Annotated in this window: 17 protein-coding genes and 1 pseudogene; 9 read left to right on the top strand and 9 right to left on the bottom strand. The window is 58.1% G+C overall.

Annotation, left to right across the window (positions count from 1 at the left end; genetic code table 11):
- Positions 1-15 precede the first annotated feature (15 nt).
- Together NQ230_RS09635 and dadX are read left to right on the top strand one after the other, a co-directional pair.
- Positions 16-1,314 (top strand): D-amino acid dehydrogenase, encoded by a 1,299-nt coding sequence (locus NQ230_RS09635; protein ID WP_063143835.1) that lies wholly within the window; start codon positions 16-18, stop codon positions 1,312-1,314.
- A 9-nt stretch (positions 1,315-1,323) separates the two neighbouring features.
- Positions 1,324-2,394: a catabolic alanine racemase DadX gene (dadX, locus tag NQ230_RS09640; protein WP_257260926.1), complete on the top strand. Its 1,071-nt coding sequence runs from the start codon at positions 1,324-1,326 to the stop codon at positions 2,392-2,394.
- A gap of 162 nt (positions 2,395-2,556) precedes the next feature.
- On the opposite strand, the pseudogene NQ230_RS09645 reads toward dadX, so the two are convergent.
- Positions 2,557-4,224: pseudogene (locus tag NQ230_RS09645) on the bottom strand (potassium/proton antiporter); the annotation flags it as partial.
- Positions 4,225-4,321: 97 nt separating this feature from the next.
- Positions 4,322-5,236 (bottom strand): muramoyltetrapeptide carboxypeptidase, encoded by a 915-nt coding sequence (gene ldcA / locus NQ230_RS09650; RefSeq protein ID WP_159514408.1) that lies wholly within the window; start codon positions 5,234-5,236, stop codon positions 4,322-4,324.
- A gap of 107 nt (positions 5,237-5,343) precedes the next feature.
- On the opposite strand from ldcA, the gene emtA reads away from it, so the two are divergent.
- A complete protein-coding gene (emtA, locus tag NQ230_RS09655) occupies positions 5,344-5,955 on the top strand; it encodes a membrane-bound lytic murein transglycosylase EmtA (protein WP_063143839.1) in 612 nt (203 codons plus the stop codon).
- A 38-nt stretch (positions 5,956-5,993) separates the two neighbouring features.
- Here emtA and ycgR read toward each other — a convergent pair whose 3' ends face one another.
- Positions 5,994-6,725: a flagellar brake protein YcgR gene (gene ycgR, locus NQ230_RS09660; RefSeq protein WP_121424120.1), complete on the bottom strand. Its 732-nt coding sequence runs from the start codon at positions 6,723-6,725 to the stop codon at positions 5,994-5,996.
- Between the two features lie 208 nt (positions 6,726-6,933).
- On the opposite strand from ycgR, the gene NQ230_RS09665 reads away from it, so the two are divergent.
- A complete protein-coding gene (locus tag NQ230_RS09665; RefSeq protein ID WP_008502662.1) occupies positions 6,934-7,188 on the top strand; it encodes a GlsB/YeaQ/YmgE family stress response membrane protein in 255 nt (84 codons plus the stop codon).
- Between the two features lie 112 nt (positions 7,189-7,300).
- Positions 7,301-9,403, top strand: coding sequence for a TonB-dependent siderophore receptor (locus NQ230_RS09670; protein WP_257260930.1), 2,103 nt, complete (start codon positions 7,301-7,303; stop codon positions 9,401-9,403).
- Positions 9,404-9,467: 64 nt separating this feature from the next.
- Here the strand turns inward: NQ230_RS09670 and NQ230_RS09675 are convergent, their stop codons facing one another.
- Positions 9,468-11,153, bottom strand: coding sequence for an alpha,alpha-trehalase (locus NQ230_RS09675; RefSeq protein ID WP_257260931.1), 1,686 nt, complete (start codon positions 11,151-11,153; stop codon positions 9,468-9,470).
- 102 nt (positions 11,154-11,255) lie between these two features.
- Positions 11,256-12,212, bottom strand: a complete 957-nt coding sequence (locus NQ230_RS09680; RefSeq protein ID WP_029740088.1) for an AraC family transcriptional regulator — start codon at positions 12,210-12,212, stop codon at positions 11,256-11,258.
- 115 nt (positions 12,213-12,327) lie between these two features.
- On the opposite strand from NQ230_RS09680, the gene NQ230_RS09685 reads away from it, so the two are divergent.
- Positions 12,328-13,515, top strand: coding sequence for an MFS transporter (locus tag NQ230_RS09685; RefSeq protein WP_023336046.1), 1,188 nt, complete (start codon positions 12,328-12,330; stop codon positions 13,513-13,515).
- Positions 13,516-13,556: 41 nt separating this feature from the next.
- Here the strand turns inward: NQ230_RS09685 and gap are convergent, their stop codons facing one another.
- Entirely contained in the window at positions 13,557-14,567 is a 1,011-nt protein-coding gene (gap, locus tag NQ230_RS09690) for a type I glyceraldehyde-3-phosphate dehydrogenase (protein WP_257260936.1), read from the bottom strand.
- A 78-nt stretch (positions 14,568-14,645) separates the two neighbouring features.
- Complete coding sequence (locus NQ230_RS09695) at positions 14,646-15,626, bottom strand: GlxA family transcriptional regulator (RefSeq protein WP_257260937.1); 981 nt, start codon at positions 15,624-15,626, stop codon at positions 14,646-14,648.
- A gap of 149 nt (positions 15,627-15,775) precedes the next feature.
- On the opposite strand from NQ230_RS09695, the gene NQ230_RS09700 reads away from it, so the two are divergent.
- Positions 15,776-16,747, top strand: coding sequence for a fatty acid desaturase (locus tag NQ230_RS09700; protein ID WP_257260938.1), 972 nt, complete (start codon positions 15,776-15,778; stop codon positions 16,745-16,747).
- Complete coding sequence (locus tag NQ230_RS09705) at positions 16,740-17,498, top strand: phosphate/phosphite/phosphonate ABC transporter substrate-binding protein (RefSeq protein ID WP_257260939.1); 759 nt, start codon at positions 16,740-16,742, stop codon at positions 17,496-17,498. Before NQ230_RS09700 ends, NQ230_RS09705 begins: the two co-directional genes overlap by 8 nt.
- Here the strand turns inward: NQ230_RS09705 and NQ230_RS09710 are convergent.
- Both NQ230_RS09710 and NQ230_RS09715 read right to left on the bottom strand, forming a co-directional pair.
- Positions 17,477-18,373: a LysR family transcriptional regulator gene (locus NQ230_RS09710; protein WP_257261332.1), complete on the bottom strand. Its 897-nt coding sequence runs from the start codon at positions 18,371-18,373 to the stop codon at positions 17,477-17,479. The two genes, NQ230_RS09705 and NQ230_RS09710, sit on opposite strands and share 22 nt — an antisense overlap.
- Before the next feature lie 22 nt (positions 18,374-18,395).
- Entirely contained in the window at positions 18,396-20,684 is a 2,289-nt protein-coding gene (locus NQ230_RS09715; protein ID WP_257260941.1) for an FdhF/YdeP family oxidoreductase, read from the bottom strand.
- A gap of 1,000 nt (positions 20,685-21,684) precedes the next feature.
- Between NQ230_RS09715 and NQ230_RS09720 the strand changes: the two genes are divergently transcribed.
- A complete protein-coding gene (locus NQ230_RS09720) occupies positions 21,685-22,179 on the top strand; it encodes a hypothetical protein (RefSeq protein WP_063143853.1) in 495 nt (164 codons plus the stop codon).
- Positions 22,180-22,190 lie beyond the last annotated feature (11 nt).

Raw genomic sequence — 22,190 nt, forward strand, 5'->3', positions numbered from 1 at the left:
CATAATGGAGTGGCTATGCGTGTTGTCATACTGGGAAGTGGTGTCGTTGGGGTAACCAGCGCCTGGTATTTAAGTCAGGCGGGACATGACGTAACCGTTATCGATCGTGAATCCGGTCCCGCGCTTGAAACCAGCGCGGCGAATGCCGGGCAAATCTCTCCGGGGTATGCGGCGCCGTGGGCTGCGCCGGGCGTTCCGCTGAAAGCGATTAAATGGATGTTCCAGCGCCATGCGCCGCTGGCCATCAGCCTTGACGGCACGCAGTTCCAGCTGAAGTGGATGTGGCAGATGCTGCGCAACTGCGACACCCGCCACTACATGGAGAACAAAGGGCGCATGGTGCGTCTGGCGGAGTACAGCCGCGACTGTCTGAAAGCCTTACGCGCCTCGACGGGCATTGAGTACGAAGGCCGTCAGGGCGGTACGCTGCAGCTGTTCCGCACTGAACAACAGTATGAAAACGCCACCCGCGACATCGCCGTGCTGGAAGATGCTGGCGTACCGTATCAGCTGCTGGAAGCCAGCCAGCTTGGTCAGGTTGAACCGGCGCTGGCGGAAGTGGCGCATAAGCTGACCGGCGGCCTGCGCCTGCCGAATGACGAAACCGGCGACTGCCAGCTCTTTACGCAACGTCTGGCGCAAATGTGCGAGCAGGCGGGAGTGAAGTTCCGCTTTAATACCTCCGTCGACAAGCTGCTGTCGGAAGGGGAAAAAATTTACGGCGTGAAGTGCGGCGACGAGGTGATCAAAGCCGATGCCTACGTGATGGCGTTTGGTTCGTACTCCACCGCCATGCTGAAAGGTATTCTCGACATTCCGGTCTACCCGCTGAAGGGCTACTCGCTGACGATCCCGGTCAAAGAAGAGAGCGGCGCGCCGGTGTCGACCATTCTGGATGAAACCTACAAAATCGCCATTACCCGCTTCGACAACCGCATTCGCGTAGGCGGCATGGCGGAGATTGTGGGCTTCAACACCGAACTGCTGCAGCCGCGTCGTGAAACGCTGGAGATGGTGGTGGGCGATCTCTTCCCGCGCGGAGGTTTTGTCGAGCAGGCGACGTTCTGGACCGGCCTGCGTCCGATGACCCCGGACGGCACGCCGATCGTGGGCCGCACGCCGTATAAAAATCTGTGGACCAATACCGGACACGGCACGCTCGGCTGGACGATGGCCTGCGGATCGGGCCAGCTGCTGAGCGACCTGATTTCCGGGCGCACGCCGGCAATTCCGTTTGACGATTTAAGCGCCGCACGCTATCAATCGGGGTTTACGCCTTCGCGTCCACAGCATCTGCACGGCGCGCATAACTAAGGAGCTGTCATGTCCCGTCCTGTTCTGGCCCAGCTGAACCTGCAGGCCCTGAAGGATAATCTGCAAATTGTTCGTCGGGCGGCACCCGGTTCGCGCGTCTGGTCGGTGGTGAAAGCGAACGCCTACGGCCACGGTATCGATCGTATCTGGAGCGCGCTGAGCGCGACCGACGGCTTTGCGCTCCTGAATCTGGAAGAGGCCATTCTGCTGCGCGAGCGCGGCTGGAAAGGGCCCATACTGCTGCTGGAGGGCTTCTTCCACGCGGACGATCTGCCGCTGCTGGACAAGTACCGTCTGACCACCAGCGTTCATAGCAACTGGCAGATTAAGGCGATCCAGGATGCGAAGCTCCACGCGCCGCTGGATATCTATCTCAAGGTGAACAGCGGCATGAACCGCCTGGGCTTCCAGCCTGAGCGGGTGCATACGGTCTGGCAGCAGCTGCGCGCCATGAAGAACGTGGGTGAAATGACGCTAATGGCGCATTTTGCCGACGCGGAACAACCTGACGGAATTGCCGATGCCATGGTGCGCATTGAGCAGGCGGCAGAGGGGCTGGACTGCCCACGCTCGCTGTCGAACTCGGCGGCCACGCTCTGGCATCCCGAGGCGCACTACAACTGGGTGCGTCCTGGGATCGTTCTGTACGGCGCGTCTCCTTCAGGCCAGTGGCAGGACATCGCCAACAGCGGCCTGAAACCGGTCATGACCCTGCGCAGTGAAATCATTGGCGTGCAGACGCTGAAGGCCGGTGACACGGTGGGCTACGGCAGCCGCTACCGGGCACAGGGCGAGCAGCGGATTGGCATCGTGGCGGGCGGCTATGCCGACGGCTACCCGCGCATCGCGCCGACCGGCACGCCGGTCTGGGTCGATGGGGTTCGCACCGGAACGGTGGGCACCATATCAATGGATATGCTGGCCGTTGACCTGACGCCATGCCCGCAGGCGGGCATCGGTTCACCGGTGGAGCTGTGGGGTAACGAAATCAAGATTGATGACGTCGCTGCCGCGGCGGGCACGGTGGGGTACGAATTGATGTGCGCGCTGGCACAGAGAGTGCCGGTTGTGACGGTGTAACGGATGGTTGTGTCGGGTGGCGGCTTCGCCTTACCCGACCTACAAAAACTTCGAACGTAGGCCGGGTAAGCGTTAGCGCCACCCGGCAAAAAAACGCTACTCGGTTTCCTCTTCCATCGGCCTGACGCCGACTTTTCTCACTGCGTTATCTTCTTTTTCCGCAACCGTCCAGATCATCCCTGCGAATTCTACCTGGTCGCCGACGACGGGGGCCGCCCCCAGCAGTTGCTGAATGATTTCCCCTAACGTTTGCTGCTTGTCGCGGTACTCCAGCCCTTCATCCAGGCCGTAAATCAGCGCCACATCGGCAAACTTGGCGCTGGCTTCCAGAATAAAATCGCCGAAGAAACGCTGATCCAGCGCCACCGGAGGCGACTGGCTGAACAGCTTGCCCAGCGCGGGCAGGTCGCGCTCGCGGCCAATGACGCAGAGAATATCCCCTTCGCGCAGGCGGGTGCTGCCGGTAGGGTGCAGCAGGACATTATCGCGGAACAGGGCGGCAATGCGCGTTTCGGCCGGCATGTGTAAATCGCGCAGCGAGGCCCCCACGCACCATTTGTCGGCGCTCAGCTGATAGACGAACTGTTCCCACGGGTTCTCCGGGTGAATGTCGAGCCCCACGCGGGAGACCGGCCAGCCCACGGGAGGGACCACCACTTTGGCTTTTTTCGCCGCCCACCCGAGCGAGGTTCCCTGGAACAGCAGTGAAATCAGCACCACGAAGAACGCCACGTTAAAGAACAGCCGTGCGTTATCCAGACCGGCCATCATCGGGAACACCGCAAGGATAATCGGCACCGCGCCGCGCAGGCCCACCCAACTGATGAATACCCGCTCGCGCAGGTTGAAGCCGCGAAACGGCAGCAAACCTGCAAATACCGACAGCGGACGGGCGAAAAAGATCATCCACGCGGACAGCAGTAGCGCCGGAACGGCGATCGGCAGCAGATCGGATGGCGTGACCAGAAGACCGAGCACCAGGAACATGCCGATCTGCGCCAGCCAGGCCAGACCGTCAAAGTTCTGCAAAATGGCATGCCGGTTACGGATAGGGCGGTTGCCCATCAGGAACCCGCAGAGGTAGACGGCGAGAATGCCGCTGCCGTCCAGAGCGGTGGTGACGGCAAAAATGAGAATACCGCCGCTCAGCGCCAGCAGGGGGTAAAGCCCCGCGGGCAGCGAGATGCGGTTGATCATCTGCTGTAACAGGTATCCCCCCGCCAGGCCGATAACAATCCCCAGCCCGAACTGCTGCAGGATATGCCAGACGAACATCCAGCTCAGGCCCGTCTCGTGCTGCTGGATCATCTCAATCAGGGTGATGGTGAGAAACACCGCCATCGGATCGTTACTGCCGGATTCAATCTCCAGCGTGGAGCCGACACGTTCGTTAAGCCCTTTTCCGCCGAGCAGGGAAAACACCGCAGCCGCATCGGTTGAGCCCACGATGGCGCCAATCAGCAAACCTTCCATGATGTTGAGATGGAAAAGCCACGCGGCCATCATTCCGGTGAGGCCAGAGGTAATCAACACGCCGACCGTGGCGAGCGACAGCGCAGGCCCTAAGGCCACGCGGAAGGAGCTCGCCTGGGTGCGCATTCCGCCGTCCAGCAGGATCACCGCCAGCGCGAGGTTACTCACCATGTAGGCGAAGGGATAATTATCGAATGGGATACCGCCAATGCCATCAATGCCGGCGAGCATGCCGATGGCGAGGAAAATGACAAGAATAGGTATGCCGAGACGCGATGAAAATGAACTTAATAAAATACTGCTGGTTACAAGGACGGAACCCAAAATGAAAAGACTGATTATCGCTGCGGCATCCAATGTTCTCTTACTCCCACCTCAATGTTAACGCTGTTACTAAAACCCTAACATATTAACAACGGCAACAGCGTTTTATTAAGGGGGTATAACGGCTTTTTTATGCCTTTATGACAGGATGGCCACTGATGGTCAGCCGACTGCCGGAATCGTTGTGGATCAGGGAGGCATGCGCCCCCAGCGCCAGGGTCACGGTTTGCTGCTCATGGCCGAAATCCAGACCGGTGATGACCGGAATATCCAGCCGCGAGCGAACGAAGTCGACCATGGTCTCCAGGGAGTAACCCGCGTCATAGTCATTCGGTGCAGAACCGCTGAAGCTGCCCAGCACAATCGCGGACTGGCGTTCAAGAATACCGGCATGATAAAGCTGCAACAGCATGCGTTCGACGCGGAACGGATGTTCGTTGATATCTTCCAGCACCAGAATGCCGTCCTCGATGTGCGGCATCCACGGCGTGCCGATAAGCGAGACCAGCATCGCCAGGTTACCGCCCCAGAGCTGGCCTTCACACTCCCAGTGCGGTCCATTGCCTTGCCACTCCACGCTGTAGGTAGGGTTACGCAGCGCGCGCCAGAAGTGTTCCACGGTAAACGCATCCAGCTCCGGCGCGCCGAAGTTACCGGCCAGCATCGGACCGCTGAAGGTGATCACGTTATGCAGGGCCAGCAGCCCGAGCTGGATGACGGTGAAATCGCTGTGGCCGCAAATCAGCAGCGGATCGTGCTGCTGGCGCAGCGCCAGCCCCTGCCAGTCAATGCTCTCCAGCAGCCGGCTCGCACCGTATCCGCCGCGCACCGCAAGCACAATCCGGTTTTCGCCCGTCAGGTTCACCAGGCTATTGATATCATTCAGCCTCTGCGCTTCAGTACCGGCAAAACGCTGCTGGCGGCGGGGGATAATCGTCTGATTTTCTACCTGATGACCCGACTCCAGCAAACGCTGAACGCCCCGCTGCGCCGCGTCCTGGTTAATGCAGTAGCCCGACGGCGCGATGAGATGAAACTGAGACATGGCAATTCCTTGCTGAATGAGAAACTAATTGTCTATATCATGCCGCTTATACGCCGCCTGCTTCAAGAGGCGGCGCACCGCGATGACCGGCTATAAGGATAGATGACGTGAAATTGAGATGGTTTGCTTTTTTGATTGTGTTGCTTGCTGGCTGTAGTTCAAAACATGATTATCAAAACCCACCCTGGAACCCGGAAGTGCCGGTGAAACGGGCCATGCAGTGGATGCCGATCAGTGAACAAGCCGGGAAGGCCTGGGGCGTCAGCCCGCGTCTCATCACGGCGATCATTGCGGTGGAGTCCGGCGGAAATCCTGCGCTTGTCAGCAAATCCAACGCGGTGGGCCTGATGCAGCTTAAAGCGTCAACGGCGGGGAAAGAAGTTTACCGCTATATGGGCTGGAGCGGCCAGCCGTCGACCAGCGAGCTGAAAAACCCGGAACGCAACATATCAATGGGCACCGCTTATCTGAGCATAATGGAGCATGGCGTGCTGAAGGGCATTAAGGATCCGGAGGTGATGCAGTACGCGCTGGTGGTGTCTTACGTTAACGGTGCTGGCGCGTTGCTCAGAACCTTCTCCTCTGACCGCAAAGAGGCGATAGAAGAGATTAACGGCATGGACAAAGACGAATTCTTTGAACATGTGGCGAAAAATCACCCGGCACCACAGGCGCCTCGTTATATCTGGAAAGTACAGAAAGCGATGGATGCCATGTAATGCCGCAGACGGGCGGCGGTCACGCTGCCCGATTTTCCTTACAGGACTTTATTTGCGCGTTCCCGCGCCTCCCGCTCCAGCGAATAAATAATGCGCTGAAGCTCGCGCTCTGCGCCGGGCCCGACGTTCAGGAAACGGAAGCTCAGGCGCGGCGTGGTGATGGTTTCATTTTTGCTGTCCACAACGGTACGGTCGCTGATGGCAATCAACTGTGCATCGAAATAAAAGCGACCCCAGCCCCCCATATCCAGCTCAATTTGCGAAAACCGCATGCCCTCTACCAGACCGTCGGGTTTCGGCGTATCCATCAGCGCGCCCATGCCGCCCAGCGACAGGTCGAAGAGGCGGAAGCGGAGCTCTTTTTTGTCCGGCATTTTGGCCTTACAAAAATAGGCGGGGTGAAGCGGGGCGCTGATGCGGAAATATTCACGACGCTGAACAAACCAGAGATTGGTGGGAAGCGGGGTAGCAAAAGCAGGGAGTCCCTGGTATTCACTCATTTCCAGCCGCGACAGGACAAACTCCACTTTGGCGCCCTGCGTTTCGGCCATCACCGCGACATTTTCCGCTTTCAGCGCCGCGCGGTTTTCATACTCCTGACTGCCTAGATCAATCACCAGCCGCTCCTGCGAGGCGTCAAGGATCTTGCTGATGAACTGATTATTCGACCAGCTGATGCGCAGCGGCACTTCACCTTTTTGCAGGTCGCGTAATACCCCTAATACAGCCAGCGGATTTTGCTTGAGGAATTGCTCACTGTAATGACTCACGCCGGATGGCTCCTTGATTGATGACAGACTGTCTTAGCGTTATCGGCAATCTGCAATGAAACTTAATACAAACCGGTGAGTTTTTTTTGCCTGTTTAAGCAAAGATAAGTCGGTGAGATGAAAATGGTTTTCCGGCGATGACCTATACTTACGTTAGCTGTGCAGAAGGTTTTCTGCGCACGCGTTAAACCTGCAAGAGGGCATCGCTATGGGTATCATCGCCTGGATTATCTTTGGTCTTATTGCTGGCGCTATCGCTAAACTGATCATGCCGGGAAACGATGGCGGCGGCTTTATTTTGACCTGTGTACTCGGGGTCGTTGGTGCGGTTGTGGGCGGCTGGCTGGCGACGATGTTTGGTTTTGGAGGCAACATAAGTGGTTTCGACCTGCACAGTTTTCTGGTCGCTGTCGTGGGTGCCATTGTGGTGCTGGGCATATTCAGGTTACTGCGACGAGCATAAATTGACGTAAACGGCTCTCTGCGGAGGGCCGTTTTTTTGCCTGAGTATTGATTTGTTAATCTAAATGATAATAATTGTCGTTCCGTATTGCATCTAACAACAAGACGACATTATGAATACCTCACGCTTTACGCTTTGCGCCCTGGCAGGCGCCGTTACGCTGGCATTGCAGGTCCCGGCGTTCGCCGAAGAATCCACCATCGTCGTCACGGGCTCAGAGCAGGGCAGCGCGCTGCCGGCCTGGACGAACAGCGCCACGAAATCGGCCGTGGCCGAAAGTAAAACGCCGCAGGTCATCACGACCCTCTCTGCGCCGGAAATTGAAAAGCGTCACGCGAATTCCGTGAACGAAATCCTGCGCTATGCCCCGGGCGTCTCTACGGAGGTGCGGGGAAATACCTCCTACATGAGCGAATATAAAATTCGCGGCTTTACCGTCGACCAGGAGTTCTACAACGGGCTGCAGCTGCCCTATAACGTCACCGGCAATACCAAAGCGCGCATCGATCCGCTGCTGATTGACAGCGTTGATATCCTGAAAGGCCCCTCATCGGTCCTTTACGGCGGCGGTTCGCCGGGTGGGCTGGTGAATATTCAAAGTAAAAAACCGCAGCGGGAAGCCCGAACGGAGATCGGCGTTAACACCGGAAACCGTAATCTGAAAGAGGGCTATCTCGATTCAACCGGACAGATTGCCGACAGCGACTGGAACTACCGTCTGCTGGGCAAAGCCACGGAAAACGACGATCAGCCGCACACTACCCGGTATGAAAACTACCTGGTTGCGCCGTCCGTCACCTGGCAACCGGACAGCAAAACCCGCCTCACCCTGGACGCGCTGGCGCAAAACACCCCGAGCCTGACGCCGTCTAACCCGCTGCCGCTCGCCTACCTGCGCTCAAAATACGCGGGCAAGCGCGATTACGCCGGAGACGAATGGAGCGGGTTTAAGCAGCGTCAGTGGATGCTGGGCTACAGCTTTGAACATGAATTTGACAGCGGCTGGGGCTTTAACCAGAAGGCGCGCTATTTCGACGTCGATACCCACCAGCGCAGCGTCTACGCGACAGGGACGGGAAGCGAGGTGTATCAGCTCAACCGCTTTGCTTACACCACCGATGAAGACCTTAAGAGCTTCAACATCGACAACCAGGTCACCAAAACCGTTGCGCTGGGCGACTGGAAACACCATCTGCTGGCCGGGTTTGACTATCAGAAGCTGAACTCCCATTTCCACTATCGCTACGCGTCGGCCACGCCGGGTATCGATATGCGTCATCCTGACTATTCGCAGATCGGTGAAAGCACGCTGGGGCTGTATACCGCCCAGAAAAACCGCCTCAGCTATCAGCAGAACGGCTATTACTTACAGGATCAGGTAGAGTTTGGCGGCCTCAACCTGCTGGGCAGCCTGCGCTACGACGATTACCGCTCCGTCACCACCAACTACCTGCAAAACGGTGATAAAGCCTGGGTGTCGCAGGATCGCGTCACCAAACGCCTGGGCGCGCTTTACGCCTTCGATAACGGGATTTCACCATTTATCAGCTATTCAGAAGGTTTTGCGCCGGTGTCACCGCAGGGAACGCTCGTGGCGAAAGACGTCAAGCCAACCACCAGCAAGCAGGTGGAGGGCGGGGTGAAATATCTTCTGGCCGACTACGCCACCACCTTTACCGCCTCGGTGTTTAACATTCGTCAGAAAAATGTCGTTACCTCCGACCCGGGCTTCCTGAACTATCGTCAGACCGGGGAAGTGGAATCCAAAGGGGCAGAGCTGTCCGCCATCAGCCGTCCGACGGACAGCCTGACGCTGGTTGCCAACTATGCGTACACCCACGCGATCAACCGGGAAGATGACAAGTACAAAGGTAAACGTCCAACGCAGGTCCCGGAGAATGCCTTCAACCTCTGGGGGGATTACACCTTTGACAACACGCCGCTGAAAGGACTGATGCTGGGAGCGGGCGCACGCTACACCGGGCCGATGGAAATCTCTCCGGCAAACGATGCGGGAAAACTGGGCGGCACTACGCAGTACGATCTGGCGGCTTCCTACCGGATGGGCGAAATCCTGCCTTCGCTGGCAGGGCTGACGCTTAAGGCCAGCGCGCAGAACATCACCAATAAAGAGACGTTGACCTGCTACGACACGACCAACTGCTGGATCGGGCGTGACAGGACGTATCAGCTAGGGGCGAGTTACAGTTTCTAAGTAACTCCCTGTGAGTTCAAAATGTAGGCCGGGTAAGGCGTAGCCGCTACCCGGCAATACACCTTTACTGCGCCGCAGCTTTCACCGGCGCAGCCTCATCATTCGCCGCAGGCTGATTCTCCGGCACGCTGTCGCACGGTTTTTCTTTCGGGCAGACCCGATCCAGCATTTTCAGCGTCACGCCGTTGCTCCAGCCGAAGCCGTCCTGCAGCGGATATTCCCCGCCGCCGCCGCCCGTACCGGTTGTCGACACGTCATACTTCTCGACCAGTTTCTTTTCCCTGTCGTAAGTATGCTGAACGTTCTTCAGGAAGCGCCAGGTCACGTCCATCGAGACCTTCTCCTGGCCGTAGTTCTGCAGCCCTTCCGCGGCAACCCACTGCAGCGGGGCCCAGCCGTTTGGCGCATCCCACTGCTGGCCACTGTTGACGGTTGTGGTCGCAATACCGCCCGGTTTCAACAGGCGCGACGAGGTTGCCGCGGCGACTTTATCGGCCCGCTCCTGCGCCGCCGCCTTCACGTAAAGCGGGAACAGGGCTGCCGCCGTGAGCTGATTACGTACCTTCTTGCTCTTCAGATCGTAATCCGCGTACCAGCCCTCTTTATCATTCCACAGGTGGCTTTCGATGGCTTTCTGACGGGCTGTTGCCAGCGCCTCGTATTTGCTTGCGCTGGCGGCGTCGCCACTCTCCTGGCCTGCCCGCGCCAGCAGTTTTTCCATTTTGAACATCAGGGCATTCAGGTCCACGGGGACAATGCTGGTGGTCCGAATGGTGCCGAGCTTTTGCGGGTCGTCCATCCAGCGGGAGCTAAAGTCCCAGCCCGAGGCCGCAGCGGAACGCAGATCGCGGTAGATCTCTGTCGCAGGTCGGTTAGGGTTACTTTTGGCGGTATTCACATCGTCAAGCCAGGACTCCGGGCGCGGGGTATCGCGGTCGTCCCAGTAGCGGTTGAGGATAGCGCCGTCATCCAGCTTCACCACGCGTTTGTTAGCCTGCCCCGGCTGAAGGGCGTCGACGCCGTCCATCCAGTAGGCATACTCTTTCTCCATCTGCGGACGATACTTCTTCAGCGCATCGCTGTCGTGCGTTGCCAGCAGTTCCACCATCAGCGAGAAGAACGGCGGCTGGGATCGGCTCAGGTAATAGCTGCGGTTGCCGTTGGGAATGTGGCCGAAGGTGTCAATCTCATACGCAAAGTTATCCACCATGTCGCTGATTTTGTCCCAATGAGCGCTCTCTGCCAGGCCCAGCATGGTGAAATAGCTGTCCCAGTAGTAGACCTCGCGGAAACGTCCGCCGGGCACAACGTAAGGTTTGGGTAACGGCAGCAGGGAATCCCATTTGTTGCTGGCTTTATCCGTGGTGCGCGTCAGTACGGGCCAGAGATCGTCGATGTGCTCACGTAAACTTTGTCCAGCAGGCGGAACATATTTTTCCCCTTCCGCAGGGAGCGTAAAGTTCATCTCGACAAAGTGGCGTAAGTCAAAGCTGGACTGCGTGTGCTGCATCCGATAGTCCGCCAGAATCATCAGCGGGTCGCTTTTGGGGACGGCATCAGCGAAGGTTTTCTGATCGGGAAACAGTTTGGCGCTTTGCACATCATTAAACAGCGGGCCCAGCAAAATATCGGGTGAGACTGTCTGGGCTGCGGGTCTATCGTCGGCATAACCGAATGTCGTTACGCCGAGCAGCGCGCCTCCTAACGCAAGGGGCAAGAACGCGGGGCGTAGTGTACGAGGTCTTATCATTAGTTCGTCTCCTGTCTTCACTAAACAGCGTGACCGCTGTTGTCAATCACCTGAAAACCTTAGACGAATATTGCCCGCTTCGCGTTAAATATTGCTGGTCAGTCAAACCTCTTCCGGCGTCTGGCTGGCTTCCCGCAGCGTGCCCGGCGCATGTCCAATAATGCGCTTAAATGCCCGGCTAAATGCCGCCAGAGAGCCGTACCCCAGCCGCAGCGCGACGGTTTCAATCGGCTGATTTTCGTGGCGAATGTACTGAATGGCCAGCCGCATCCTCAGCTCGCTGAGATATTTTGCCGGGGTGGTTCCCGTCGCGGCCAGAAACCGTTCGGCGAACACGGAACGGGACGTGCCCGCTTCTTTTGCCAGATCCGCCACGCTCCAGTTCAGGCCGGGCTGCTGGTGCATGGCGTAAATGGCCCGGCTCAGGCGCGGGTCGCGCAGAACCTGCACCCAGCCGGTGGCTTTACCACAGCCGCCTTCAACCCAGCCGCGCACGATTAACGCCGCCACCACGTCGGCCAGGCGCGCGAGGATCCCGGCGTACCCGGCCTGACGCGCCACGGATTCCCGCTCCATAGCCGCCAGCAGCGGGTGGATCTCCGGCCAGGTGGACATCAGCCGGCTGACCATCATCACTTCCGGCATCGCCTTGATCAGCGGCTGCATCCCGCCCAGCTCAAAATCCATGCACCCGCTAAAGATGATGGTGTTCTCGCTTTCCGGGCAGGGCTCGCAGGTGATGGCACAGACCGAGCTGCAGATAGGCTCGCTGGGAAAGTCGCTGACCGGGGTAATGGTGGCCCGCTCGTCGGAGAGCAGGGCATGGGAATTGCCGCCAGGAATAAACAGGGCATCGCCGCTGCTCAGCTGAAAGGCCGCACCGCTCTCCATTCGCAGCAGGGCGCTGCCGTGGCTCACGAAATGAAACTGCGCTTTGCCGGGGGCGTGGTGGAACGCGACGCCAAACGGCGAGCTGGCTTCAATCCGCCGGTATTTCACCCCTGACAGGCGCATGCCGCGTAAAAGTTCGCTGATCAGATCGGGTGACTGTACGGTCATGGCGCAACTCCGGACGAATAATCAATAAGTGGAGATTATATGTCATAGATCGTCCAGGGTGAACCTTCTATGCTTTTGCGACAGTTGTCACATTTTTATAACGGGAGAAAAACAGATGAATTCATGTGTCGCGGCGAGCGAGGCGGTAGCGCCTGCAAAACCCGCCTGGCGGGCCGTCTATTCACTGGGGCTGGGGGTGTTTGGGTTGATTACGGCAGAATTTCTGCCCGCCAGTCTGTTAACGCCGATGGCCGCGAGCCTGGGCGTAAGTGAGGGAATGGCCGGACAGGCCGTCACCGCCACCGCGCTGGTGGCGCTGGTGACCGGGCTGCTGATTACGCCAGCCACCAAAAGTATCGACCGCCGCTGGGTGCTAATGTTTTTCTCGGTACTGCAAATTATTTCCAGCCTGCTGGTGGCCTTTGCGCCGACTCTGCACGTATTGCTGATGGGACGCCTGCTGCTGGGGGTAGCCATCGGGGGATTCTGGGCGATGTCGACGGCTACGACGATGCGTCTGGTTCCGGCGGATAAAGTGCCTAAGGCGCTGGCGGTGATCTTCTCCAGCGTATCGATTGCCACGGTGGTCGCGGCGCCGCTCGGTAGCTATCTGGGCAGCCTGATCGGCTGGCGCAACGTCTTTGTTCTCTGCATCCTGCCGAGCATGCTGGCGCTGCTGTGGCAGCTCTGGGTACTGCCGTCCATGAAGCCGGAGAGCAGCGGCAGCCTGAGTACGCTGTTCCGCGTGCTGCGTCGTCCGGGGATGATCGGCGGCATGCTGGCGACCATCCTTATCTTCAGCGGTCATTTCGCCTTCTTTACCTACCTGCGTCCGTTCCTGGAAACGGTAGGTCAGGCGAGCGTTGAGACCATTTCGCTGATCCTGCTCGGCTTTGGGCTCGCCAACTTTGTCGGCACCTCCGTTGCCGGGCATCTGCTGGCGCGTAATCTGCGCCTGACGCTGGCGCTGGTGCCGTTCGCAATGGGCGTTCTCGCGCTCACGATGGTGGCGTTTGGTCATCTGGCGATGCTGGACGGGTTCCTGGTCGCGCTGTGGGGCTTTGCATTTGGTCTGGTTCCGGTGGGCTGGTCAACCTGGCTTGCTACCACCGTTCCGGATGAAGCCGAAAGTGCAGGAGGACTGCTGGTGGCCTCAATTCAACTGGCAATCAGTGCCGGTGCGGCCGGGGGAGGGGCGGTATTTGACCTCAACGGCGCCAGCGGCGTATTCGCCGGAAGCGGTTTCCTGCTGGTGATGGCGATGGTGATTGTGTTTATGGGTGTGAAAGTTAAAGCGGAGTGAATTATTTGCCGGGTGAACGCATGCGCCACCCGGCTTTAGGCTTACAGCCCTTTCTTATCCATCAGCACCGCCAAATCCACCAGGCGGTTAGAGAAGCCCCACTCGTTGTCGTACCACGCCAGGATCTTCACCATGTTCCCGCCAATCACCAGCGTGGAAAGCCCGTCGATAATTGAGGAGCGCGGGTCGCCCTGGTAATCGCTGGAGACCAGCGGTTCATCGCTATAGCCCAGAATGCCTTTCAGGGGCCCGCTGGCGGCAGCATTGCGGAACGCGTTGTTCACCTCCTCGGCGGTCACGTTCCGGCTCAGCGTTACCGTCAAATCCACAATCGACACCACCGGTACCGGCACGCGCAGGGAGTACCCGGTCAGTTTGCCGTCAAGAGAGGGGATCACTTTCCCCAGCGCTTTCGCCGCGCCGCTGGAGTAAGGCACAATCGACAGCGCCGCCGCGCGTGCGCCGCGCAGATCTTTCTCCGGCTGGTCGTGCAGCGCCTGGCTGTTGGTGTAGGCATGGGTGGTATTCATCAGGCCATGCTCAATCCCGAACTGCTGATGCAGCACCTGAGCGGCCGGTGCCAGGCCGTTCGTGGTGCAGCTCCCGTTACTCACCACAGCGTGTCGGGCGGGATCGTACTGCTCATGATTCACCCCCATCACAATCGTCAGGTCGTCGTTCTTCCCGGGAGCGGAAATGATGACACGCTTAGCGCCGCCGTGGGTAATATGCACCGCCGCTTTTTCCCGCTCGGTAAAGAAGCCGGTGGCCTCAATCACCACGTCAGCGCCAACATCGCGCCACGGGATATTCGCCGGATCGCGTTCGCTAAATACGGCGATCCGCTGCCCGTCTACCTGCAGCGCACCGTCCGCCGCTTCAACGGGCGCGGGCAGCTTGCCCAGAAGGGAATCGTGCTTCAGCAGGTGGGCGAGAGTTTTACTGTCCGTCAGATCGTTAATGGCCACAATCTGCAGATCCGGGTTACCCAGCGCCGCGCGCAGGAAATTACGTCCGATACGGCCGAAACCGTTAATACCGACCTTAACCATGGTGCACTCCTTATCTCTGTTGTCTGGAGTCACTGTAGGCGTCGGGCCGGTTGGCGTAAACGACAAAAAAGGATCAGATTACGCCATCTTGCGGCAGTGGAATCGCTGGCGGTACTCGCCGGGCGTGAGGTGAAGCTGTTTCTCAAAGATGCGGCGCAAATTAATGCTGGTGCCAAACCCGCTTTGCTCGGCAACGCGTTCAAGAGAATCCTGGGTCTGCTCAAGCAGCTGACGGGCCGCGGCCAGACGCGCCTCGGTCACGTAGCGGGCCGGAGAGACGCCCGCGTCGCGGGTAAACACGCGGGTGAAATTACGCGGGCTCATCGCCGCTTTCTCGGCCAGGTTTTCCACGCACAGGTCGGCGGTGAGGTTCTGCAGGATCCAGGCCTGCAGTTCGCTTATCGGGCCCGATGCGCCGGGCGGCTGCAGGCTGTAACGACTGAACTGCAGCTGGCCACCGGGACGGCGCAGATACATCACCATATCCTGCGCCACGTCGCGGGCGAGGGTAAATCCGTAGTCGTCTTCCACCAGCGCCAGGGTCAGATCGAACCCGGAGCTCACGCCGCCGGAGGTCCAGATGGGGCCATCCTGAATATACAGTGGACCGCCTTCGACGTGGATAGCCGGATACTGCGTTTGCATCGTCTCCAGCAGCCGCCAGTGGGTGGTCGCGCGCCGACCGTCCAGCAAGCCGGTCTGGGCCAGCAGCATTGCGCCGCCGCAGATAGAGGCGACCCGCCGGGCATGCGGCGCAGCGAGGTGCAGCCAGTCCACCACCGCCGTGCTCTCCAGCTCGTTCATGCCGCGTCCGGTAATGATAATGGTATCCAGCGGTTCACGCGGATCCAGCTCCGGCAGACGATAGTCCGCCAGCAGATTCAGGCCGGACTGGCCGTGGATCACCTGGTGAGGCTGCGTGGTGGCGATGATAATCCGGTAGCGGGGGTGGGAAAGCCCTTCCGGATGCAGCCGGTTGGCCTGCATCAGAATGTCGGCGATACCGGCGGCTTCAAACAGCATGCCGCCGTCAGGAACGATAATCAGGATCTTCTTCATGTCCTGAAAAGTACCTTTATCACAGAATAAGTCAAGCGACGTGTGCGCCCCACGTTTCTGGCAAAGCAAAGCGATTTAAGTTCTTTGTTATTTCAGGCGTTATCCCCGATCGTCAGAGAATTATCTCTGGCGAAACGGCGTCTGAAGGAATGAGTCAACGAAGCTCCCTCTATTTACATCCGCAACAACGCGAACAAATCCGTCACCTTGCATCGGGTTTTTTATGGCGAAGCGAACTGCCCACGTGGCTGTTGATCGTCACTATTTATGCCGGCTGGTTTGCCACGCTGACCTTCTGGCAAACGCTCGGCCTGCTGCCCGCCACGCTGCTGCTGATCGGGTTTACCGCCTGGTACATGTCCCTGCAGCATGAGCTGATCCACGGACACCCCACGCGTTTTGCCTGGCTCAATCAGCTGTTTGGCACGCTCCCGCTGGCGGTCTGGTATCCGTATGGCCTGTACCGGGACTCCCATCTTGCCCATCATCGACACCATAGCCTGACCCATCCGGTGGATGACCCGGAGTCGTACTATTTTACCGACGAGAGCTGGGCGCGCTTTTCGCCGTGGCAGAAACGCGCGATCCGCGCCCGGAATACCTTCGCCGGGCGGCTGATGCTGGCGCCGCTGCTGGATATCCTTCAGACGCTGGGCAGCGCCGCGGCGGCGTTTCGTCACCTTCAGCTGCGGGCAATGACGATGTGGCTGGTTCACGTTTTGCTGCTGGTGGCGCTCTTCGCCTGGATGACGCATACCGGTTTTTCACCGGTCTGGTTCGTGCTGGCGGTCAGCTATCCGGCGCTGGCGCTGACCAAGATCCGGTCGTTTTTCGAACATCGCGCGGCGGACGACCCGCTGGCGCGCTCCGTTATTAACGAGGCCGGGTTATTCTGGCGGGTGCTGTTTTTGAATCTCAACTACCATTCAGTCCATCACGATCTGCCGGGCGTTCCCTGGTACGGGCTGAAGGCGATCTACCAGCAAAACCGGGAGGCGTACCAGCAGAGAAACCACGGTTTTCTCGTCAGGGGCTATGGTGAATGGCTGCGACAGTTCTGGGTCAGACCAGTCGACGTCACCGTTCACCCCGGAAAACAACAGGGGGAAGGGTATGAGTAACCTGCTGGCGTTTCCTATGTATGCCGTGGATCGCGCCGACACCCGCGCCCTCTGGCTGGCGGTAAAGGGGCTGCTGGCCGCGCGCGGTGTGTCCGTCGATCGCGACCCCGGCTGGCCGGAGTCCGATCTGCTGACCCACTGGCAACAGCCTGGGCTTATCCTCAGCCAGGCCTGCGGCTATCCGCTGGTCACGCAGCTCCCGGACGTGCAGGTGGTCGGCTGTTTTCACTATACGGCACCGGGCTGCGACGGGATCCAGTACCGCAGTTTTCTGGCGGTGCGCGAGGAGGATCGGCACCTGACGCTGGCGGATTTTCGCGGACGTCGTGCGGTCTGTAACTCCCCGGATTCCCAGTCCGGCTACAATGCGCTGCGAAAAAAAGTGGCTCCCCTGACCGCTGACGGTCCGTTTTTCGCGCAAACGTCCTTTAGCGGCAGCCATCGCCAGTCGCTGATTGATGTGAAACGCGGAGCAGGGGATATCGCGGCCATCGACTGCGTAACCTGGGCACTGCTGCAGCGCCATGAGCCGGAACGGCTTGCGGGGCTGGCAGTCATTGACCGTACCCCGCTTACGCCGGGACTGCCCCTGATAACGTCGCATAACACTTCACCTGAAACGCTTAACGCCATCTGCGATGCGCTCCACGAGTTGGTCAGTTCACCGGAACATCGGGAGATTTGCGACGCGGTGCTGATCGGCGGTTTTAGCGTGGTGACGCGCGAGGCCTACGCCTCATTGTCCGCGTGATAAATCTCCTGCGCGTCGGTAAAACAGCGCAGCGCCAGCGAGGAGATGGGCTTCTGCCTGCGCATAATCAGGCCGACAGGAGCCTCAATGTTCGCATCTGCGATGGGGACAATCCTGAAATTGCCGTTCAGTGCTTCCAGCCCGTTGTTCAGCGGCATGACGGCGCAGCACACGCCGCTCTGAACCGCCTGAATGATCTGGAACGTGGAGTCACTCTCGAAAACGGACGTCGGTTCGATGCCGGCAGATTTAAAGCTGGCCTCCATATGCGCCCGGTAATGCATCCCTTTGGTCAGGAACCCCAGCGGAAAATCCGTCAGATCGTGCCAGGTCAGCGTTGCCTGGTCGAGCTGAAAATGGCGGACGTCGTGCAGCAGGCCCATCTTCGTTTTCGGCAGCTGGATAACGTCAAACAGACTGGTGTCGATGTTGTTGAGGTAGCAAATTCCCAGCTCAAGCTGGTTGCGGCTGACGCCGTCGGCAATCTGCGCTGAGGACATGGAATAGAGGCTATAGGTCAGCTCCGGGTATTTTTGCGTCAGCAGGCGAATAAAAATCATCGGATCCACGCTCGCCAGCGGCACCATCCCCAGACGTAATTCCCCCACCACCAGGCCTTTGCACAGCGCGGCTTCCGCCTGTAACCCGTCGTGCGCGGCCAGCAGGGTGCGGGCCCACGCGAGGATGCGTTCACCCTCCGGGGTAAACCCTTCAAAGCGCTGTCCTCGCGCAATCAGCACCAGCCCCAGCTCCTCTTCCAGGCTGCGGATGCGCATGGAGAGGGTCGGCTGGGTGACGTTGCACTGCGAGGCCGCTTTACCAAAGTGCCGGGTCTCGTCGAGTGCGATTAAATATTTTAACTGTTTAATATCCATCATATTCTCTGCGCGAGCAGCCTTACAGCATGCGGATCTCTTTTGAGCGCAGGGTGATGCGAACCGGAACGGATTTATACGACGGCGTACCGCTGTCCTTATCCAGATAATCAAGCGGCACCAGCACGTTGGCCTCCGGGTAATAGGCGCCGACGGTGCCCGGCGCGATGTTGTACGCCACCACGGTAATGTCTTTTAGACGCTGTACGCTGCCGGGGAGGGCGGTTTCGATATCCACGCGGTCGCCGTGTTCCAGACCTGACTGCGCCATATCGTCTTCGTTCATAAACAGCACGTCGCGGCGGCCAAACACGCCGCGGTAGCGGTCGTCCAGGGCGTAAATGGTGGTGTTGTACTGGTCGTGGCTGCGCAGCGTGATGAGCCGCAGAACGTGCTCACCTTCACCGCTGGCGTTCTCGTGAACGCCGTCGAATACCGAGAACATCGCTTTCCCCGTCGCCGTTGGCCAGATACGCTGCGTCGGCGGCAGCGGCATACGGAAGCCGCCGGGAACGCGGATCCGCGCGTTGTAGTTCTCAAAGCCCGGAATGGTCTGCTCGATCAGATCGCGGATCCGGTCGTAATCCTCAACCAGCGTCAGCCAGTCCACGCGGGTTTCCGGCAGCGTGGCTTTCGCCATGCCCGCGACGATAGCGGGTTCTGACCGAAGCAGCGGTGAGGCGGGCTTCAGCTTGCCGGATGAGGCATGCACCATCGACATGGAGTCTTCGACGGTAATGGACTGACGACCAGTGGCCTGGATATCCAGTTCGGTACGGCCGAGACACGGAAAGATAAAGGTCTCTTTACCCACCAGCAGATGGGTGCGGTTGAGTTTGGTGCCGACGTGCACGCTCAAATCCAGGTTACCCATCGCCGGAAAGCCCCGCTCGTGATCGGGCATCGCGACGGCAAAATTACCGCCGAGGCAGATGAGCGCTTTCGCACGACCGTCGATCATCGCCTGCGTGGCCTGCACCGCATCGTGTCCGTGGTGAGACGGCGGCTCAAAGCCGAAAACGTCCTTCAGACGGTTCAGGAAGGCCGGCGTGGGCTTCTCGCTGATCCCGACGGTCCGGTTCCCCTGAACGTTTGAGTGGCCGCGCAGGGGGCAGATTCCCGCGCCGGGCTTGCCGATATTCCCGCGCAGCAGCAGCAGATCGGCGATCAGGCGGACGTTTGCAGTACCTTTATTGTGCTGGGTAATACCCATCCCGTAGGTAATAATGGTGGCATTTGATTTCGCATAGGCTTCGGCCACCTTTTGGAGCGCTGCCTGGCTCAGGCCTGACTCGCGCTCGATCTCGTCCCAGCGGGTTTGCGCGATATCGGCGGTGAAGTCCTCAATGCCCTGGGTGTGTTCGGCAATAAACGCATGGTCGAGCACGTCACCGCGTTCGGCCTCCATTTCCAGCAGATGTTTGGCAATGCCTTTCAGCGCGGCGGCATCGCCCCCGGCCTTCACCTGGAAATAGGTCGAGGCGATATCCGTTGAGCCGTAGGTCGCCATTTCAATCACGCTTTGCGGGTCGGCGAAGCGTTCGAGGGCGCGTTCGCGCAGCGGGTTAAAGACGATAATCGGCACGTTGCGACGGGCCAGCTCATGGAGAGTCCCCATCATTCGCGGATGGTTGGTGCCGGGGTTGTGGCCGATGGAGATCACCAGCTCGGTCTTATCGAAGTCGTCCAGCGAGACGGTGCCTTTCCCGATGCCAATCGAACGCGGCAAACCGACGCTGGTGGCCTCGTGGCACATATTCGAGCAGTCGGGGAAGTTATTGGTGCCGTATTCGCGAGCGAACAGCTGGAACAGATACGCCGCTTCGTTGGAGGCTCGCCCGGAGGTATAGAACTCGACCTGATCCGGTTCGAGCCCGCGCAATACTTCGCCGATGCGTTGAAACGCCTCTTCCCAGTCGACGGGCCGGAAGGTATCGCTTGCCCGGTCATAGCGCAGGGGATGCGTCAGTCGACCGTAGCCTTCCAGTTCAAAGTCCGATTTTGCCAGCAGCGAGGAGACGCTGTTTTCGGCCAGAAACGCGGGGGTAACGCGTTTGCTGGTCGCTTCCCAGGTCACCGCTTTGGCACCGTTCTCGCAGAACTGGAACGTCGATTTGTGTTCTTTATCGGGCCACGCGCAGCCCGGGCAGTCAAAACCGTCAGGCTGGTTAGTACGCAGCAGCGTGGCGGGGGCATCAAGGGTATCCATTTGGGTACGTACCGCGATGGCCGTCGCTTTTAATGCCCCCCAGCCACCGGCAGGACCGTCATAGTGTCGGATACCTGGCACTGAGCGTCTTTTCTTATTCATACCCACTCCTGATTTGTTCGGTCACGCACGTCTAAACCCATAAAAGCCCTGCACGGGACAATAAGCGAAAGCAATGACGACCGGATGACGACGCGCATGCGGTGCGGAAAAGTGCTTAATCTTAAATTCTTTTATTACAGCTGCTTATCGGCATGATGTGTAAATATTTAAAGAAATTATAACGAATTTTTAGCATTTTAATAATAAATATTATCTATTGCCCGGTAGGCGAGATAGATGGGGGTGCGTAAGGAAGGATGTAGTACCAGTAAAACTTCGAATGAAGTCTATGAGCGATAGAAATAGACAGTGCTCGCAGCTGGCGGGGGATTGTGTGCATTTTTTGCTTGCGACAATGACGGGAAGGTTAACTCAGGCTTAATGATTAATGGTTATATTTTATGCCTGACAGGGTAATTATCACATCGTGAAATATAAAGTTATTTTGAGCCGTAAAATTAACGCCGCGCTGCATAAGTGAAATAGGGACATTCATGGTGTAATGTGCATTAAATATTAAAGATGCCCTGTTAGTGCAACAAATAATTCATCGTCAATTTATTCTGCTGACATCACCAATACGCCAATTCTACTAATTATGGTAGTGGCGATAATAGTGGTATTGCGTTAATGAAAGTGGTTCTTCTTTGTATTTTTACTTTGTAAAACAGTATGTTATGTAGTTTTACGATGAAATGATAACGCCATTTAGGCTATGTAGGATTTTTTATTAGGATTAATCCTATAATCTACCGGCTGCTTCATTTACCAACAGTTACGTAACGGTAAATATTGAATTGATGCGAAGCTCATGTAAACTTGTTTACCGTTTGTCAAAATATGTCAGGAAGACGCTGGGCCTTATTCTGAAGGGCTCGTGCGGTAGCTATGCCCTTAAAATAGTAACGCCCCGAAAATATCCTGGCTATTTTAACAATAGCACTTAAGTCAAACTTCACTCCCTTATCTTCATCATCGAAATATCGCTACGGAAAAGCATATGAAAATGCGCGTACTGTTTTCACTTCTGTTTGTAATGGCGGTGGCGGGCTGTAAAGCGCCGCAGAAACCTGTGATCAACGACGATACGATCGAGACCAGCCAGGTCAACGGCGTAACCTTAACCCACCGTCACGCCGTAACGCCGCCAGCGGAATTCACGCCGGTTAACGAGCCGTATCGTGCCATGTATCCGGCCTCCCTGATGAGCCGTCCTGACTTCGGCGGTAAAGTTATCCGCAATCTTGAGACCGGAAAAACGTACGTGGTGCTGGGGCAGGTTGAACACTACTGGATGGCGCTTGCCGATGAAGGTAACGATCAGCTGATTGGTTACGTCCCGATGCGTGCCGTGATCAAGGCAGATCAGTACGACGCCGCCGTGCGCAAGCAGGCCATTCGTCCGAAGGCGCGTAAAAAAGCGACCTGTGTCGATGTCGATGGCAACAGCAAAGCCTGCAAAGACAGCGCTAACGGTACCTGGATCCTGAACTAAACGGCTTTCAT

The organism is Enterobacter asburiae, from assembly GCF_024599655.1.
Classification (GTDB): domain Bacteria; phylum Pseudomonadota; class Gammaproteobacteria; order Enterobacterales; family Enterobacteriaceae; genus Enterobacter; species Enterobacter asburiae_D.

Excerpts from the sequence above, each read along its gene's own strand:
- NQ230_RS09670 (WP_257260930.1), top strand. The coding sequence starts at position 7,301 with ATGAATACCTCACGCTTTACGCTTTGCGCCCTGGCAGGCGCCGTTACG.
- NQ230_RS09685 (WP_023336046.1), top strand. The coding sequence starts at position 12,328 with ATGAATTCATGTGTCGCGGCGAGCGAGGCGGTAGCGCCTGCAAAACCC.
- ldcA (WP_159514408.1), bottom strand. The coding sequence starts at position 5,236 with ATGTCTCAGTTTCATCTCATCGCGCCGTCGGGCTACTGCATTAACCAG.
- NQ230_RS09675 (WP_257260931.1), bottom strand. The coding sequence starts at position 11,153 with ATGATAAGACCTCGTACACTACGCCCCGCGTTCTTGCCCCTTGCGTTA.
- dadX (WP_257260926.1), top strand. The coding sequence starts at position 1,324 with ATGTCCCGTCCTGTTCTGGCCCAGCTGAACCTGCAGGCCCTGAAGGAT.
- NQ230_RS09710 (WP_257261332.1), bottom strand. The coding sequence starts at position 18,373 with ATGGATATTAAACAGTTAAAATATTTAATCGCACTCGACGAGACCCGG.
- NQ230_RS09665 (WP_008502662.1), top strand. The coding sequence starts at position 6,934 with ATGGGTATCATCGCCTGGATTATCTTTGGTCTTATTGCTGGCGCTATC.
- NQ230_RS09700 (WP_257260938.1), top strand. The coding sequence starts at position 15,776 with ATGAGTCAACGAAGCTCCCTCTATTTACATCCGCAACAACGCGAACAA.
- NQ230_RS09635 (WP_063143835.1), top strand. The coding sequence starts at position 16 with ATGCGTGTTGTCATACTGGGAAGTGGTGTCGTTGGGGTAACCAGCGCC.
- NQ230_RS09720 (WP_063143853.1), top strand. The coding sequence starts at position 21,685 with ATGAAAATGCGCGTACTGTTTTCACTTCTGTTTGTAATGGCGGTGGCG.
- NQ230_RS09695 (WP_257260937.1), bottom strand. The coding sequence starts at position 15,626 with ATGAAGAAGATCCTGATTATCGTTCCTGACGGCGGCATGCTGTTTGAA.
- NQ230_RS09680 (WP_029740088.1), bottom strand. The coding sequence starts at position 12,212 with ATGACCGTACAGTCACCCGATCTGATCAGCGAACTTTTACGCGGCATG.
- NQ230_RS09705 (WP_257260939.1), top strand. The coding sequence starts at position 16,740 with ATGAGTAACCTGCTGGCGTTTCCTATGTATGCCGTGGATCGCGCCGAC.
- gap (WP_257260936.1), bottom strand. The coding sequence starts at position 14,567 with ATGGTTAAGGTCGGTATTAACGGTTTCGGCCGTATCGGACGTAATTTC.
- NQ230_RS09715 (WP_257260941.1), bottom strand. The coding sequence starts at position 20,684 with ATGAATAAGAAAAGACGCTCAGTGCCAGGTATCCGACACTATGACGGT.